Below are 12,873 nucleotides of genomic sequence, written 5' to 3' on the forward strand. Positions count from 1 at the left end.
CAAGCACCCCTTACCGAACTCGATAGTCTTCCTCAGGCTCCTGGAAGGAAACGCCCTGAACGTGGATGTTGATCTCGACGCACTCCAGCCCCGTCATCGACTCGACCGCCCGCTTCACGGCTTCCTGCACCTTCGTCGCCACCTCGGGGATGCGCACGCCGAACTCCACCACGATGTAGAGGTCGATGGCAACCTCCTTCTCCCCGAGCTGGACCTTCACGCCTTTGGAGAGGTTCTTCTTGCCGGTCATCCGCTCGCCGACCTCGGCGGCAAAGCCCCCGCTCATACCGGCGACCCCGTCAACTTCGAGCGCGGCGATGCCGGCGATGACGCCGACCACGTCATCGGCGATGCGTATCGAGGACTCGACCTGCGATTCTCCTTCCTTCTTCGAATCTTTGTCCACCGACATCCGCACCTCGCCTCCGCCGCACGTTATGTAGTATACCAGCCAGTTGCCATCGGAATACAGCCACGGGAACGGCTGGTCGCTTGCATGCTCATAGTAGCATAGATTGCCAGGCCCTGTCACCGACATGCCGCGCTGCCTTTTCCCCAGGGCGCCTGTCCTTGCGCAACCTTTCAGACTGCCTTTTCGTTCTATTTCGTGAATAGCGAAGGCAGGGAAAGGTGGAAGCGCATGGGTTCCTTTCTCTCCAACCTGGCGAAGGCGCTGCTCCTGATCACCCTTCTGGCGCACGCCGGTTCGGTTCAGGCGGTTCCGGTGCAGGGAAGCCAGAGCTCCGGCAGCCCACCGCCGCCTGCGGGGGACCTGAAACAGGCCGAGCCGACCGGGGGCTCCGTCCCCGCAGAAGAAGCCGGGACTGAGGAGGACGAGCCCCTCGCTGAGTCCGAGCCGGCGGGCCCGCCGACGCCCGCTCTCCCTCATCCCGCATCGCCGGATCCGATCTATTGGGTGCCCACCGAGGGCATGGAGGTGGTGCTGACCATCGACGACGGCCCCAGCCACCTCACCGAGGACTTCCTGGCGATCCTCGCCGCCGAGGAGGTTCCCGCCGTCTTCTTCTGGCTCGCCGGCAGTGCACGCCTCCCCCTGGCCGCAGAGGTGGTCCGGCAGGGGCATCAGCTCGGCACACACACCATCTCCCACCCCCGCCTTCCCAGGCTTCCGCCTGCTGAGGCCGAACGGCAGATCGCCGAGTCGAAAGCGGCCCTGGAGGCGGCGGCAGGAGTGCCCATCCACTTCTTCCGCCCCCCTTACGGCGAGCACGACCGGCACACGCTGGAGACCGCCGCTGCCCACGGGCTGACGACGGTCCTCTGGAACGTCGACTCGCGCGACTGGGCCCTGGCGGATGACCCCGACACGATCATCGCCAACGTGATGGCGCGCGTGAAGCCGGGCGCCGTCATCCTGATCCACGAGCGCACGCAGACCCTGGCCGTGCTGCCCGCCTTGATCCGGGCGCTGCGGGAGGCGGGCTACACCTTCGTGCCACTGGCGGAGCCCGTTCCCGCCCCGGCGTCCGGCGCTTCCGGCGAGTGAGTGGCAGCCTTCGCGCCACCGGCCCCCCGGTCCGCCTCCAGAGACGCGAACGCCAGGGTGCGCAGGGCCATGGGATAGTCGAGGCCGATGCGCCGGAATAGGGGCAGCACCAGCCCCTCGAAGGCCTCGGCCAGCCGGTGGGCGGCGCGGCGCTGCGCACGGCCCTCCAGCGGCGCGCTGAGGAACTCCCGCACCGGCTCCACGGACGACAGGAGCCCGGGAACCGTATCCGCGTCGATCCAGCCCCGCTCTCCGGAGTCGGGCTCCAGGGCGAGCCGGTAGAGATCGATCAGGTGGCCGCCGCAGGCGAAGAGCCAGTGGTGGGCCGTCAGCGGCCGCTCGGCCCGGATCGCCCGCCCGGCCCGGTAGAGGTCGCGCCAGAAGGCCCCTGCCACGGCCGCCAGGTCCGGCGGGCCCGAGCGAACTGCCGCCGCCTGCCGGCTCTCAGCAGTCGGGGCTGCCGCCGGCCGCCCCGTCCGCCGGTCGAACACCGGCTGCGTGCCTCCGCCGCCGAACTCGGCCCCCGGGCCGTGGAGGCAGAGGCGCCACTCCACGCCGTCGGCCGTGATCAAGGTCCACCCGTGGGGCTCGGCGCCGCTGTATACGAGGTCCGGCAGCGCGGCCGCCCAGGCACCGACCTCCTGCGCGAAGGACCCCTCCACCGCCAGGTGGAGGGCGACCTCGTCCACTTCGCCGATCCCCGGAGCGGTCAGCCTGCTGTCGACGTAGACGGCCAGCGCCCGCGGCTCCTGGCGGAGCCGGCCCAGAAGCTGCTGCAAGAACGAAGGGCTCATACGCTTCCTCCCGCGGTCGAGGGGCTGACCTGCCGCCGGTTCTGCGGAACCCCCCGCCGTTCGGACCTATTCTAAAGCAAAACCCCCGCCGCGGCCAATACGCGCACCTCCGCTACGCTGCGTGCCCCGTCACCGCTCCTGCCCGTCACTCTCCGCGCGCCATCACCGTGATCGCCGTCGCCCGCACCCCCGTGATGCGGCTCACCGTGTCGATGACCTGCGCCACCTGCTGCTGCGACAGGCTGTCCGCCTTCACCACCACCTGGGCGGACCCGTCGGAGAGGTGCACGATGACGTCGCTGAAGCCCCGGGCCTTCACCATCGCCTCGGCCTGGCCCTCCAGCGCAGCCCGCCGACCCAGTTCCAGGTACTGGGCCGCGGCCTCCTGCCGCACTTCCGGCGAGGCGCCGTCCGAGGCCATCACCTCGCGCAGCCGGTCGCCCAGCGCGCCCCGGGTCCGCTCCCGTTCAATCCGGTACTCCGCGAAGTAGTCGGCCCCCTCGCTGGCCTCCGCCAGCGCCGGCTCCTGCAGCGGGACCAGCGCCTCCTCCGCTTCGTCGTCAGGCTCGCCCCGGAGGATGGGCGCCGGCCCGTCCGCCAGCACGGGCCCGGTGGAGGGGGCTTCGGCCGCGCGCCACTGGCCGAACCGGCTCACCACGTACCAGACCAGCGACGCCACCACCAGAACGAACAGCGCGAACCTGAGCAGGTCGGAACCCCGCTTCACGACAAACACGGCGCTACCTCCCATCTGCCGGCACCACCTGAATCCGGTTGGCGGGTATCTTCAGCGCCACCATCGCCGCGTCCAGAAGCCGCGCTCTGATGCGCACATCCTTGGCGCCCTCGGCCACGATCAGCACCCCGGCGATCTCCGGCGCGCTGGTCTGGGCGATCACGGGCTGCTCGGCCGAGCCGTTCCGGGTGAACACATGGTCCTCCCGGGTGTTGATGGACTCGGTCCTGCGGGTCGAGCTGTCGGCCGCCTCCTCCGTGGTGGTCGACTGGTCCACCGTCGTGTTCTTCACCACCTGAATCGCCGGACCGGCTGCCAGGGTGACCATCACCCGCACCCGCCCCGCGCCTTCAATCTGTCCCAGCATGCTCTCGAGCTCCGCGGCCTTCTGCCGCTCCAGCCGGGTCAGCTCGTCCTCCTCGCGAACGGCGCTGACCAGCGAGGCGCCCGGGGCCGGATCCACCGGCGTGTTGCCCGCATCCACCCCGAACAGTTCACCCGACTGCAGCATGAGAATGCCGATGAAGAGCAGCACCGCGATCAGCGGCACCAACTTCGCCTGCTCCTTCGAAAGCCCCAGACCCAGCCAGCCAAGGGGATTGCCGGGGCCCCGTCCCGGCGTGTTCTGCCCGCCCATATCACTACCTCCCCGGCGACTCCACGCTCTCGATCCATACCGACACCAGGCCCGCATCGGTCAGGCCCAGTTGCTCGGCCACCTGGCGCCGGACCGCCTCCGCCAGCGGCAGCTCCGCGGGCGTCGGCGCCCGCACCCGCCCGCCCGACCCGCCGCCGGCCGCCTCCTCCTCCCCGCCGATCCGCACCGGCGCAACGGGGCGCACCTGGCCAAACCGGGACCCCAGCAGGACGGTTACCGTCACCCGGTCCACCCTCACCGCCTCCAGTTGCGGGCCGCCGGCCAGCTCCAGCGCGACCGCCGCCTCCGCAACCCCTTCCACAGACCGGGCCGCCTCTTCCGCGGCACGCCGGAGGCGGCCCTCCACCTCCTCCAGGAGCATCGCCTGGGTGCGCGCCTGGAAGCGGTCCGCTTCCTCCATGATCTCGTCCACGCTGGGGAGCGCGGCCGTCGGCTGGACCCAGACGCCCGGATCGACGCTGATCGGCCCGCCCAAAAGGCCCAGGATGGGCCGCACGATGCCCAGCATGATCAGCAGCCCCATGGTGAGCCGCACGAACCGCTTCATGCCGCCCATGGGCAGGAGCATCTCCAGCAGCGAGGCCAGCACCACCAGCACCACCAGGCCCCGCACCCACTCCGTCAGCGCGGCCACGGCCTCACCTCACCATCACCGCCACGTTGGCGGAACCCACGATCACCACGACGGAGATGAAGAACATCAGCGCCACCATGCCCACCGCGGCGAAGACCATGTGCAGCGACCTGGCCATCGTGGTCAGCATGCGGGCGATCTCGCCGGCCCCGGCCGGCTGCACCAGGGCGCCGGCCACCTGGTAGACCCAGGAGATGCTGAGGATCTTCAGCAGCGGAAAGGCGACGATGAAGAAGATCGCCGTTGCCCCGAGCATGCCCAGGGCGTTCTTCAGCATCAGGGAGGAACCAACGATCAGGTCGGTGGCGTCTGCCAGCGTCTTGCCGATGACGGGCACGAACGTGCCGGTGACGAACTTGGCCGCCTTGACCGAGAGCCCGTCGGCCACGGCCCCCGCCGCCCCCTTCACCGCCACGGTGCCCAGAAACACGGTTCCGGTCAGCCCCAGGGCCAGCATGGCCCCCTGCCGCAGGAGGTCGGCCAGGTTCGACAGCTTGTACTTCTCGTGCAGGCCCGAGACGATGTCCAGCACCGCCGCCAGGAACGCCATGGGAAAGACCACCGTGACCATGATCGTGCTCGTCAGATTGAGCAGGGTCACCATGAGCGGCTGAAAGATGGTCGCCGTGGCCGCCCCGCCCATGGCGATGAGCACGGTCAGCAGGGTCGGCAGCATCGCCAGCATGAAGGCGTTCAGGCTCTCCATCACCTGCCGGGCCGTCGCCACCGCCAGGCCGAAGCCCGTGAGCGCCAGCCCCACCAGCAGCAGGTAGATGACCCAGTAGGCGGCCCGGCCCGCGGCGTCGGCATTGAAAGCCTCCTGCATCTGCCCGAGGACGGCGGCGGCGACGGCCAGCACCACCAGCTTCAGGAGCAGGTCCGCGTTGGCCAGCACCTCGCGGACCAGGTAGCGGAGCAGCCCCTGCAGGACGGCGCCGGCCGAGAGCGAAGGGGGCTCGTCCCCGCTGTAGAGCCGCAGGAAGTCGCCCAGGCTGATCTGGGGCCCGTAGCCCTCCCAGGTCCGGTTCACCTCTTCCAGGAAGCGTTCGATGGCGCCGGTCTCCAGGGCGGCGGCCTGCTCCCAGAGCAGATCGCCGGTCTCCGCCGGCCCCTCGGCCGCCGCCGGCGGGCCGTGGATGACCAGGGCGAACAGGAGCAGGACCCGCCACCACCACCGCGCGTGCTTCACACTCCGCACCCCTACTCCAGCAGTTTCAGAATCGCGTCCAGCACCCCGAGGATGATCGGCACCGCCAGCAGCATGATGATGATCTTGCCGGCCATCTCCACCTTGGTGGCCACCGCCTTCTCCCCGGCGTCGCTCAGCACCTGGGCGCCGAAATCGGCGATGTAGGCGATGCCGATGATCTTCAGAACCGTGTCCATGTGCGCCTGTTCCAGGGCCGCCCGGGTGGCGAGCGACTGCATCACCTCCACCACCCGGAGCACCTTGGCCATCATCAGGACGAAGAGCATCACGCCCGCCGCGATCGAAAGCTGCATCGCCAGCTCCGGCTTGTGCTGCCGGAGCAGGCTGATCAGCATGCCCGCGAGCAGGCCGAGTCCGACGATCTGCACGATCTCCACTGGCCCTTCCCCCCGTGCCGCCGGCATCCGCCCCGCCGGGCCCTCAGTACATGCCAAAGGTGGCCTTCACCAGGTTGAAGAACTTGCCCAGCAGCGTCACCACCATCATCAGCACCACCAGCACGCCCACCAGGGTCACCATCTGGCCCTGCTCGTCCTTGCCGGCCTGCTTCAGCACGGTGGCCATGACCGCCACGATGATGCCGACCCCGGCGATGCGGAACAGCAGCTGCACATCCACAGGGCTCACCCTCCAAAGAGATCAGTGTCAGGACCAGCTACATCAGAATCAGCACCAGGGCCAGGCCCGAGAGCACGCCCACGTACCGGTACATGCGCTCGTAGCGCCGCCGCTCATCCGCCGCCTCGGCCTCGGCCGCCGCCAGCCGGTCCAGGGCCAGTCGCAGGTGGCGCACCTGGTCGTGCCGGTCTGAGGCCCCCAGCACGGGGAACAGCGCGGCCAGGATCTCCTCATCCGCCGGCGTCAGGCAGACAGAGCCGCGGTGCTCGGCCAGCGCGTCGGAGAGCGCCTCGCCGGGCGTGATGCCGCCGCCTGCCTCCAGCCTCCGGGCGGCGTCGGCCAGAATGGCCCCGGCCACGGGTCCGGCCGCCCGGGCGGCGCTGCGCAGGGCGTCGGGCATCGGGGTCGCGCCGTACTCCACCTCGGTGACCAGCACCGCCAGCCCGTTCTGGAAGCCCCTCAGTTCCACCGGCCTGCGCCCGTAGCGGGCGGCGATCTGAAAGCCGATCCAGCTGGGCGCCAGGACCGTGAGCGCGACTCCCACCAGCTTCAAGGTCATGCCACCACCTCCCGGGCGAGGTCCAGGACGGCCTCCACCGTGCCCGGTCCGCGCCTTCGGCTGAGCAGCACGGCCCGCTCGAAGGCGCCCACCCGCAGAAGCTCGGCCAGGGCGGGCCGGCGGCGCACGTCCGCGAGCCCTGAACCATGGGCCGTCGCCAGCACGGCGACGCCTGCGTGCAGGGCCTCCATGACGGCTGTGGCGTCCTCCGGGCGGCCGATCTCGTCGGCGGCCACCACCTCCGGCGAGAGCGCCCGGATCAGCAGCATCAGCCCCTCGGCCTTCGGGCACCCGTCCAGCACGTCCGTGCGGGGGCCCACGTCCCGCTGCGGCACGCCGCGCAGGCAACCGGCCACCTCCGAGCGCTCATCCACCAGCCCCACCTTCAGGCCCCTGAGCCCGAGGCGCGGCACCCCGGCCGACAGCTGGCGCACCAGATCCCGGAGCAGGGTCGTCTTTCCCGCCTGAGGCGGGGAGATGAGCAGCGTCGACAGGAAGCGGCCGCCCCGCACCAGGTGCGGCAGCAGGCCGTCGGCGGCGCCCGGCACCTCCCGGGCGATGCGGATGTTCAGGCTGGCCACCTGCTTCAGGGTGCGGATGCGGCCGGCCTCCGTCACCGCCCTGCCGCAGAGGCCGACCCGGTGGCCGCCCTCCAGGGTCAGGAAGCCGCCCCGCACCTCCTCCTCCCAGGCGTAGACCGATCCCCTGGCCATGAGCTGGAAGGTGCGCTGCAGGTCGTCGTGGTCCGGCCGCACCGCCCGGCCGGGGTCTGCGGTCAGCCGGCCGTCGGGCGCGACGAAGGCGTCGCCGCCGGGGTAGACCAGCTGCAGCGGCCGGTCCTGGCGGATGCGGATCTCTTCCAGCGGGGCCGGCAGAGCCTCGGCGGCCCGCCGCAGCAGCCCGGTCAGGCGGGGCGACACGTAGGTCAGAATCTCCCGCTCGAACCCTTCCGGCAGCATCGCTCGTCCCCCCATCCTGCTGAGAGATGCTATGCCTGCCTGTCCCGCATTATGAAGACCTGTCCGCGGCGAAGATGGGCGGCCATGCGAAATGAGGCGGGGCCGTCCCGCCAGCGCGATGGGCTGGTGGAACGGCCCCGGGGTGGGCTCGCCTGCGATTCATGCTTCATCGGCTTCCATCGTGCAGCCGCAGACCGGGCAGGTGACCTCGAGCTCGTCAGCCGTCATCAGCCCGGCCGACGCCCCGATCGGTTCGCCGCACTCGGAACAGGTCAGCACGGCGACGGGGCCGTCGTCGTCGTCCGCCACGACCTCGTCGGGAATGAAGACAATCTCATCTTCCGTGTAGACCTCGTCCTCCACCGACGAGAGGTCGTCGTCCATCTCATCCACGTACTCGGCCAGGTCGCCCTGCATCACGGTGAGCTCCTCGATCTCCTCCGCCAGGTCCCCGAGCACGTCCAGCACGCCGGCCAGCACCCGGCCGTGGGGACTGCCGGTGTCGAGGTCGAGTCCCTCCGCGAGTCCGTGCAGATATGCGACGCGGGATCGAAGGTCGGTCATGACAGAACTCCTCCTTCCTCGGGCGGTCCCGCGCGATAGTCTGCCCGGGTTGACCGGAAAACAAATCGGGGTGCGAAACCGCACCCCGTGTTCCGGTTCGTTCAGGTCAGGCCCGCGACAGGTACTCGCCCGTGCGGGTGTCGACCTTGATGACGTCGCCGTTGTTGACGAAGAGCGGCACCTGCACCACGTAGCCGGTCTCCAGCTTGGCGGGCTTGTAGGTGCCGGTGGCCGTGTCGCCCTTGAACCCGGGCTCCGTCTCGACCACCTTCAGCTCCACCGTGTTGGGCAGATCCACGCCGATGATCTGACCGTTCCAGCTGGCGATCTGCACCGTCATGTTCTCCAGCAGGAAGTTGGGAGCGTCGCCGATCTGATCGCGGGTCAGCTCGATCTGCTCATAGGTTTCGTTGTTCATAAAGACCCAGACGCCCTGGTCCGCATAGAGGAACTGGTACTCCCGCCGATCCACGTTTGCCTGGGGAACCTTCTCGCCGGCGCGGAAGGTGGTCTCGATGGTGGCGCCGGTGAGGACGTTCTTCAGCTTCGTCCGCACAAACGCCGCGCCCTTGCCGGGCTTCACATGCAGAAACTCGATGACCTGGTACACGGTACCGTCCATCTCGATGGTCATGCCGTTCCGGAGATCGTTAACCGAAATCACTGTTCTGTCCCCTCCGCTCAACGCTAAGCGCCAGAATTTCTACGCCCCGGGGGCGAATACACACCGCACGCTACAGAATCAGCAGTTCCTTCGGCGAGTGGGTGAAGGACTCAGCCCCCGACTCGCTGATCAGCAGCATGTCCTCGATCCGGACGCCGCCCCACCCGGGCAGGTAGATGCCCGGCTCCACCGTGACCACCATGCCGGGCTGCAGCACCACGTCGCCGCCCCGCTGACTGACCCGCGGTCCCTCGTGGATGAACCGGCCGACGCCGTGCCCCGTGCCGTGGCCGAAGTACTCGCCGTAGCCCTTCTCGGCGATGTAGGAGCGGCAGACCGCGTCCAGCTCCTTTCCGGTGATGCCCGGCCGGCAGGCCGCCACGCCGCGCTTCTGCGCCTCCAGCACGATCCCGTAGATCTCGCGCTGTTTGTCAGTAGGTTCCCCAACCATAACGGTGCGAGTCATGTCGGAGCAGTATCCCTGATAAAGGGCGCCGAAGTCGAAGGTGACCAGGTCGCCCTGCTCCAGCGGCTTGTCGCTCGCGACGCCGTGCGGCAGCGAAGAGCGGACGCCCGAGGCGACGATGGTCTCAAAGGCCACGCCCTCGGCACCCAGCTTCTTCATGCGGTACTCCAGTTCCGTCGCCAGGTCGCGCTCCAGCACGCCCGGCTTGATCAGGGGCAGGATCTGGGCGAAGGCATCGTCGGCAATCGCCGCGGCCTTGCGCATCAGTTCGATTTCAGTTTCGTCCTTGATCATGCGGAGCCCTTCCACGAGCCCCGTAATCGAGGTCCACTGGCAGCCGGCGGCGGCCTGCTGGTAGTTCCGGTGGTCGTCGACCGTCAGGAAGTCGCCCTCGAAGCCAAGGCGGCTGACGCCCCACTCGTCCACGAGCCGGGCCAGCGCGGCCTGGTTGGTGCTCTCCATCTTCACCACGTCGAAGGCCGGCGCCTGAGCCGTCGCCTGCTCGATGTAGCGGAAATCGGTGATCAGCGCTGCCCTGTCCCTGGAGATGAGCAGCAGGCCGGCGCTCCCGGTGAAGCCGCTCAGGTAGGCCCGGTTCTCGGGCTTCGCGATGAGAACGGCGTCCAGTTCCCGTGCGTCCAGTTCAGCCCGCAGCCGCTCCAGGCGCATCTGGGTCATGCTTCAGTTCCTCCTTTGTGCGCGGTCGCCCTGAAGCAGGTACACCAGGGCCCGCAGTCCGAGCCGGTACGATTCGGCTCCGAAGCCCGCAATGGTGCCTGCGGCCACCGGGGCGATGACGGAGCGGTGGCGGAACGGCTCGCGCTTGTAGATGTTGGAGAGGTGCACCTCGACCACGGGCAGGTCAACGGCCGCGATGGCGTCACGAATCGCCACGGAGTAGTGGGTGTACGCCCCGGGATTCAACAGAATGGCGGCGCAGCGCCCCCGGGCGCCGTGGATGGCGTCGATGATGGCGCCCTCGTGGTTCGACTGAAACGACTCCACCTCAACCCCCAGTTCACCACCTAGCTCGGAGAGCATGGCGTCGATCTCTGACAGGGTGGTGGAGCCGTACACCTCGGGCTCGCGCGTGCCCAGAAGGTTCAGGTTCGGGCCGTGAATGACCAGAATGCGCAGCATGGGGTCTGGGCCTCCTCCCCAACTAAACCTGCATTATCGTACCAGAATATTGCACAGCCACGCAAGAGGCGCCGCCTGTGGGCGGCGGCTCAGAACGCCGACTCCTGGCGGCAGCCCGGCCTATGGAAGCAGGGCCCCGATGTGCCGCAGGGGCAGGATGCCCACCACCAGCAGGGCGGCCAGCACGCCCAGCACCGGCGCGGCGTACTGCCGCCAGCCGTAGCGCTCGCCCGGCGCTCCGACGATGAACGCCGCCAGCAGGCCGCCCAGGAGGCCGCCGATGTGCGCGTAGTTGTCCACCCGCCCGTACATGAAGCCGAAAAGCAGGTTGATGGCCACCGGCGCGAGCAGGCCCTGCCAGTCCACGCGCCGGTTGCGGACTGTGGTCGCAAAATAGATGAGAGCACCCATGAGGCCCAGGATGGCCCCTGACGCCCCGACGCTAATGACCAGGCCCGGGCGCAGCGCGACGGAAGCGACGCCCCCGGCCACCCCGGCCACGAAGTAGATGAAGAGCATGCGCGCCGAGCCGTAGATCAGCTCGCAGTACCTGCCCACATGCCAGAATGCCCACATATTGAACGCCAGGTGCATCGCGCTGCCGTGGAGGAACAGGTGACTGACGAGGCGCCACTGCTGTGTCTGCTCGGCCAGCGTGAGCAGCGTGTAGTTTGCCCCCCAGATCACCAGCGAGAAGGTGTCCGGCCCGCTGATCAGCCGGAAGAGACCGCCACCCATCCAGACCGTCCACAGGTAGTACGCGATCGTCAGGGCCAGAATCACCCGGGTGGCCGGAAAGCGGCCCAGGTTCAGCAAGGGGCGCGGCGCCTCGTAACGGGGGGTTGCCTCCACATACCTGGGGGCCGGCGGCTCCGGCACATCGGTGAGGATGCGGGCCACCTCCGCGTCCACCGGCGGGAACCCGGTGTGCTGGTCCAGCAGCCCCACGTCCAGGTCCGCGCACCAGGGGATGACGCCCCAGCGGCCTTCGGGATCGCGCTCCCGCAGGGCGGCGATCGCGTCCGCGTCCTCGTCCGTCACCCCGCGGTCAAACGGGAAGAGCAGGATCATGTGCCGGGGCTCGCGGGCGCGTTCGTCAGTCTGCCCCGTCCGCAGCCACACCGCGCAGGCGCGCGTGAGCTCCTCCCGCTCCAGCGGGTCGGTGGGGTTCAGATCCTCGGTCAGCGCGATCAGGAGCCGTCCCCACTCCTCTGACCGTGAGACCACCAGCGCCAGGCGGCCCTGCAGCTCCGGGGGGACGGCCTCCGGCTGGAATCCGGCTTCCTTCAGCTGGCCCGCGACCATTTCAACGTATGCAGCGTAGTTCACAGCCCACCTCCGAAACGGGCGATGGCCGTCTGAGCCATCGCCCTGAACGCCATTCCACTTGATTCACCATCTGCAGCGACCATACCTCCTGCGTAGGGCCGTCAGGTCACGCGCTACACCGGATGAACCTAAGGTAAACCAACCAGAGCGTGAACCGCAAGGCCCGCCGGCGGGAAATGTGCAGTCCGCTCCTCCGGGCGCCCCGCGCGTCAAGCCAGATGGCGCTGCGCAGCGCGGTGTGCCAGAAACATGGTGAAGGCAATAAAGAGCCAGAGGGCCAGGGTCATCGCCGACAACCCCCGGATCGTCGCACCCCCGATGACCAGCGCCCGTGCCGCGTCCACCGCATAGGTGATGGGGTTGAACCGCGCCATGGCGCCGAGCCAGCCGGGCATGGCGTCGAGGGGCGCAAACACGCTGCTCAGGAACACCAGTGGCAGCGATACCAGGCCGGTAAGGGTGTAGAACTGTCCGTGGTGTTTCACGGTGAACGCCAGGGCGAGGGAAGCGGCGCAGACTCCGGCCCCGAGCAGCACGGCCAGCAGCAGCAGTCCGGGGAGCGTCCACCATCCTGCAGCGAACCGGACGCCGAGCAGCCCTGCCATCGCCACGATCGCCAACGTCTGGGCCGCGCCGACCGCGGTTACGTAAGTAAACCGGCTCGAGACGAGCGCCAGCGGGTGAACCGGGGCCACCAGAAAACGGTCCAGGGCGCCGCGCTCCCGGTCGACCAGAATCTACAGCCCGCCCATGAGCGACACGTTGAACACGGTCATCATGACAGCGCCCGCCGTCATGAACCGCAGATAGCTCTCCCCCGCCCAGTCCGGCCGGGCTGCGCTCTCCCAGAGGTGCCCGAAAAGCACCAGCCAGATGGCCGGCTGCACGCCCCCTTCGTTCCGGAACGCCCTGCCGAACCGGCGGCGCGGCGGGCACATGATCGAGGGCAGGAGGCTCCGCCGCTTCCACGGCCGACAGCGCCGGCTCCAGTTCCGCCGGCCGTGCAACCGCAGCCCCGGTCACCGGGTCAACGGC

General features: G+C 69.1%; 18 protein-coding genes. 1 reads left to right on the top strand and 17 read right to left on the bottom strand.

Annotated features, from left to right (window positions below; translation table 11 throughout):
- Window positions 1-10 precede the first annotated feature (10 nt).
- Complete coding sequence (locus ACZ45O_RS05720) at window positions 11-412, bottom strand: Asp23/Gls24 family envelope stress response protein (RefSeq protein ID WP_464856424.1); 402 nt, start codon at window positions 410-412, stop codon at window positions 11-13.
- 228 nt (window positions 413-640) lie between these two features.
- Here ACZ45O_RS05720 and ACZ45O_RS05725 point away from each other — a divergent pair, with 228 nt between their 5' ends.
- Complete coding sequence (locus tag ACZ45O_RS05725) at window positions 641-1,507, top strand: polysaccharide deacetylase family protein (RefSeq protein WP_464856425.1); 867 nt, start codon at window positions 641-643, stop codon at window positions 1,505-1,507.
- Here the strand turns inward: ACZ45O_RS05725 and ACZ45O_RS05730 are convergent.
- The 16 genes from ACZ45O_RS05730 to ACZ45O_RS05805 all read right to left on the bottom strand — a co-directional run bounded on the left by ACZ45O_RS05730 (window position 1,444) and on the right by ACZ45O_RS05805 (window position 12,776).
- A complete protein-coding gene (locus ACZ45O_RS05730) occupies window positions 1,444-2,301 on the bottom strand; it encodes a hypothetical protein (protein ID WP_464856426.1) in 858 nt (285 codons plus the stop codon). The two genes, ACZ45O_RS05725 and ACZ45O_RS05730, sit on opposite strands and share 64 nt — an antisense overlap.
- Window positions 2,302-2,446: 145 nt before the next feature.
- The gene (locus tag ACZ45O_RS05735; protein ID WP_464856427.1) at window positions 2,447-3,037 is read right to left on the bottom strand and encodes a SpoIIIAH-like family protein; all 591 of its coding nucleotides are present in this window, start codon (window positions 3,035-3,037) and stop codon (window positions 2,447-2,449) included.
- A gap of 4 nt (window positions 3,038-3,041) precedes the next feature.
- Window positions 3,042-3,674: a stage III sporulation protein AG gene (spoIIIAG, locus tag ACZ45O_RS05740; protein WP_464856429.1), complete on the bottom strand. Its 633-nt coding sequence runs from the start codon at window positions 3,672-3,674 to the stop codon at window positions 3,042-3,044.
- A gap of 4 nt (window positions 3,675-3,678) precedes the next feature.
- Window positions 3,679-4,329, bottom strand: coding sequence for a stage III sporulation protein AF (spoIIIAF, locus tag ACZ45O_RS05745; protein WP_464856431.1), 651 nt, complete (start codon window positions 4,327-4,329; stop codon window positions 3,679-3,681).
- Window positions 4,330-4,333: 4 nt separating this feature from the next.
- A complete protein-coding gene (spoIIIAE, locus tag ACZ45O_RS05750) occupies window positions 4,334-5,518 on the bottom strand; it encodes a stage III sporulation protein AE (RefSeq protein ID WP_464856433.1) in 1,185 nt (394 codons plus the stop codon).
- Window positions 5,519-5,529: 11 nt separating this feature from the next.
- Window positions 5,530-5,916 (bottom strand): stage III sporulation protein AD, encoded by a 387-nt coding sequence (gene spoIIIAD / locus ACZ45O_RS05755; RefSeq protein ID WP_464856435.1) that lies wholly within the window; start codon window positions 5,914-5,916, stop codon window positions 5,530-5,532.
- 43 nt (window positions 5,917-5,959) lie between these two features.
- Window positions 5,960-6,157: a stage III sporulation protein AC gene (spoIIIAC, locus tag ACZ45O_RS05760; protein ID WP_464844990.1), complete on the bottom strand. Its 198-nt coding sequence runs from the start codon at window positions 6,155-6,157 to the stop codon at window positions 5,960-5,962.
- 37 nt (window positions 6,158-6,194) lie between these two features.
- Window positions 6,195-6,716 (bottom strand): stage III sporulation protein SpoIIIAB, encoded by a 522-nt coding sequence (gene spoIIIAB / locus ACZ45O_RS05765; protein ID WP_464856437.1) that lies wholly within the window; start codon window positions 6,714-6,716, stop codon window positions 6,195-6,197.
- Entirely contained in the window at window positions 6,713-7,675 is a 963-nt protein-coding gene (gene spoIIIAA / locus ACZ45O_RS05770) for a stage III sporulation protein AA (RefSeq protein ID WP_464856439.1), read from the bottom strand. The genes spoIIIAB and spoIIIAA overlap by 4 nt, the downstream gene beginning before the upstream one ends.
- A gap of 159 nt (window positions 7,676-7,834) precedes the next feature.
- Window positions 7,835-8,239 carry a CD1247 N-terminal domain-containing protein gene (locus ACZ45O_RS05775; protein WP_464856441.1) on the bottom strand — a complete coding sequence of 135 codons (405 nt, stop codon included), beginning with the start codon at window positions 8,237-8,239 and terminating at the stop codon, window positions 7,835-7,837.
- 106 nt (window positions 8,240-8,345) lie between these two features.
- The gene (gene efp / locus ACZ45O_RS05780; RefSeq protein ID WP_464856443.1) at window positions 8,346-8,903 is read right to left on the bottom strand and encodes an elongation factor P; all 558 of its coding nucleotides are present in this window, start codon (window positions 8,901-8,903) and stop codon (window positions 8,346-8,348) included.
- Between the two features lie 70 nt (window positions 8,904-8,973).
- On the bottom strand, window positions 8,974-10,047 hold the full coding sequence (locus ACZ45O_RS05785) for a M24 family metallopeptidase (RefSeq protein ID WP_464856445.1): 1,074 nt from the start codon (window positions 10,045-10,047) through the stop codon (window positions 8,974-8,976).
- 3 nt (window positions 10,048-10,050) lie between these two features.
- Window positions 10,051-10,506: a type II 3-dehydroquinate dehydratase gene (gene aroQ, locus ACZ45O_RS05790; protein WP_464857672.1), complete on the bottom strand. Its 456-nt coding sequence runs from the start codon at window positions 10,504-10,506 to the stop codon at window positions 10,051-10,053.
- A 123-nt stretch (window positions 10,507-10,629) separates the two neighbouring features.
- Complete coding sequence (locus ACZ45O_RS05795; RefSeq protein ID WP_464856447.1) at window positions 10,630-11,838, bottom strand: rhomboid family intramembrane serine protease; 1,209 nt, start codon at window positions 11,836-11,838, stop codon at window positions 10,630-10,632.
- Between the two features lie 209 nt (window positions 11,839-12,047).
- On the bottom strand, window positions 12,048-12,575 hold the full coding sequence (locus ACZ45O_RS05800; protein ID WP_464857674.1) for an ABC transporter permease: 528 nt from the start codon (window positions 12,573-12,575) through the stop codon (window positions 12,048-12,050).
- The gene (locus ACZ45O_RS05805) at window positions 12,576-12,776 is read right to left on the bottom strand and encodes a hypothetical protein (protein WP_464856449.1); all 201 of its coding nucleotides are present in this window, start codon (window positions 12,774-12,776) and stop codon (window positions 12,576-12,578) included.
- Window positions 12,777-12,873 lie beyond the last annotated feature (97 nt).

It is taken from the genome of Symbiobacterium turbinis (assembly GCF_055383075.1).

Coding starts and splice junctions, on each gene's coding strand:
- ACZ45O_RS05720 (WP_464856424.1), bottom strand. CDS start 412: ATGTCGGTGGACAAAGATTCGAAGAAGGAAGGAGAATCGCAGGTCGAG.
- ACZ45O_RS05725 (WP_464856425.1), top strand. CDS start 641: ATGGGTTCCTTTCTCTCCAACCTGGCGAAGGCGCTGCTCCTGATCACC.
- ACZ45O_RS05730 (WP_464856426.1), bottom strand. CDS start 2,301: ATGAGCCCTTCGTTCTTGCAGCAGCTTCTGGGCCGGCTCCGCCAGGAG.
- spoIIIAG (WP_464856429.1), bottom strand. CDS start 3,674: ATGGGCGGGCAGAACACGCCGGGACGGGGCCCCGGCAATCCCCTTGGC.
- spoIIIAB (WP_464856437.1), bottom strand. CDS start 6,716: ATGACCTTGAAGCTGGTGGGAGTCGCGCTCACGGTCCTGGCGCCCAGC.
- spoIIIAA (WP_464856439.1), bottom strand. CDS start 7,675: ATGCTGCCGGAAGGGTTCGAGCGGGAGATTCTGACCTACGTGTCGCCC.
- ACZ45O_RS05775 (WP_464856441.1), bottom strand. CDS start 8,239: ATGACCGACCTTCGATCCCGCGTCGCATATCTGCACGGACTCGCGGAG.
- ACZ45O_RS05785 (WP_464856445.1), bottom strand. CDS start 10,047: ATGACCCAGATGCGCCTGGAGCGGCTGCGGGCTGAACTGGACGCACGG.
- ACZ45O_RS05805 (WP_464856449.1), bottom strand. CDS start 12,776: ATGTGCCCGCCGCGCCGCCGGTTCGGCAGGGCGTTCCGGAACGAAGGG.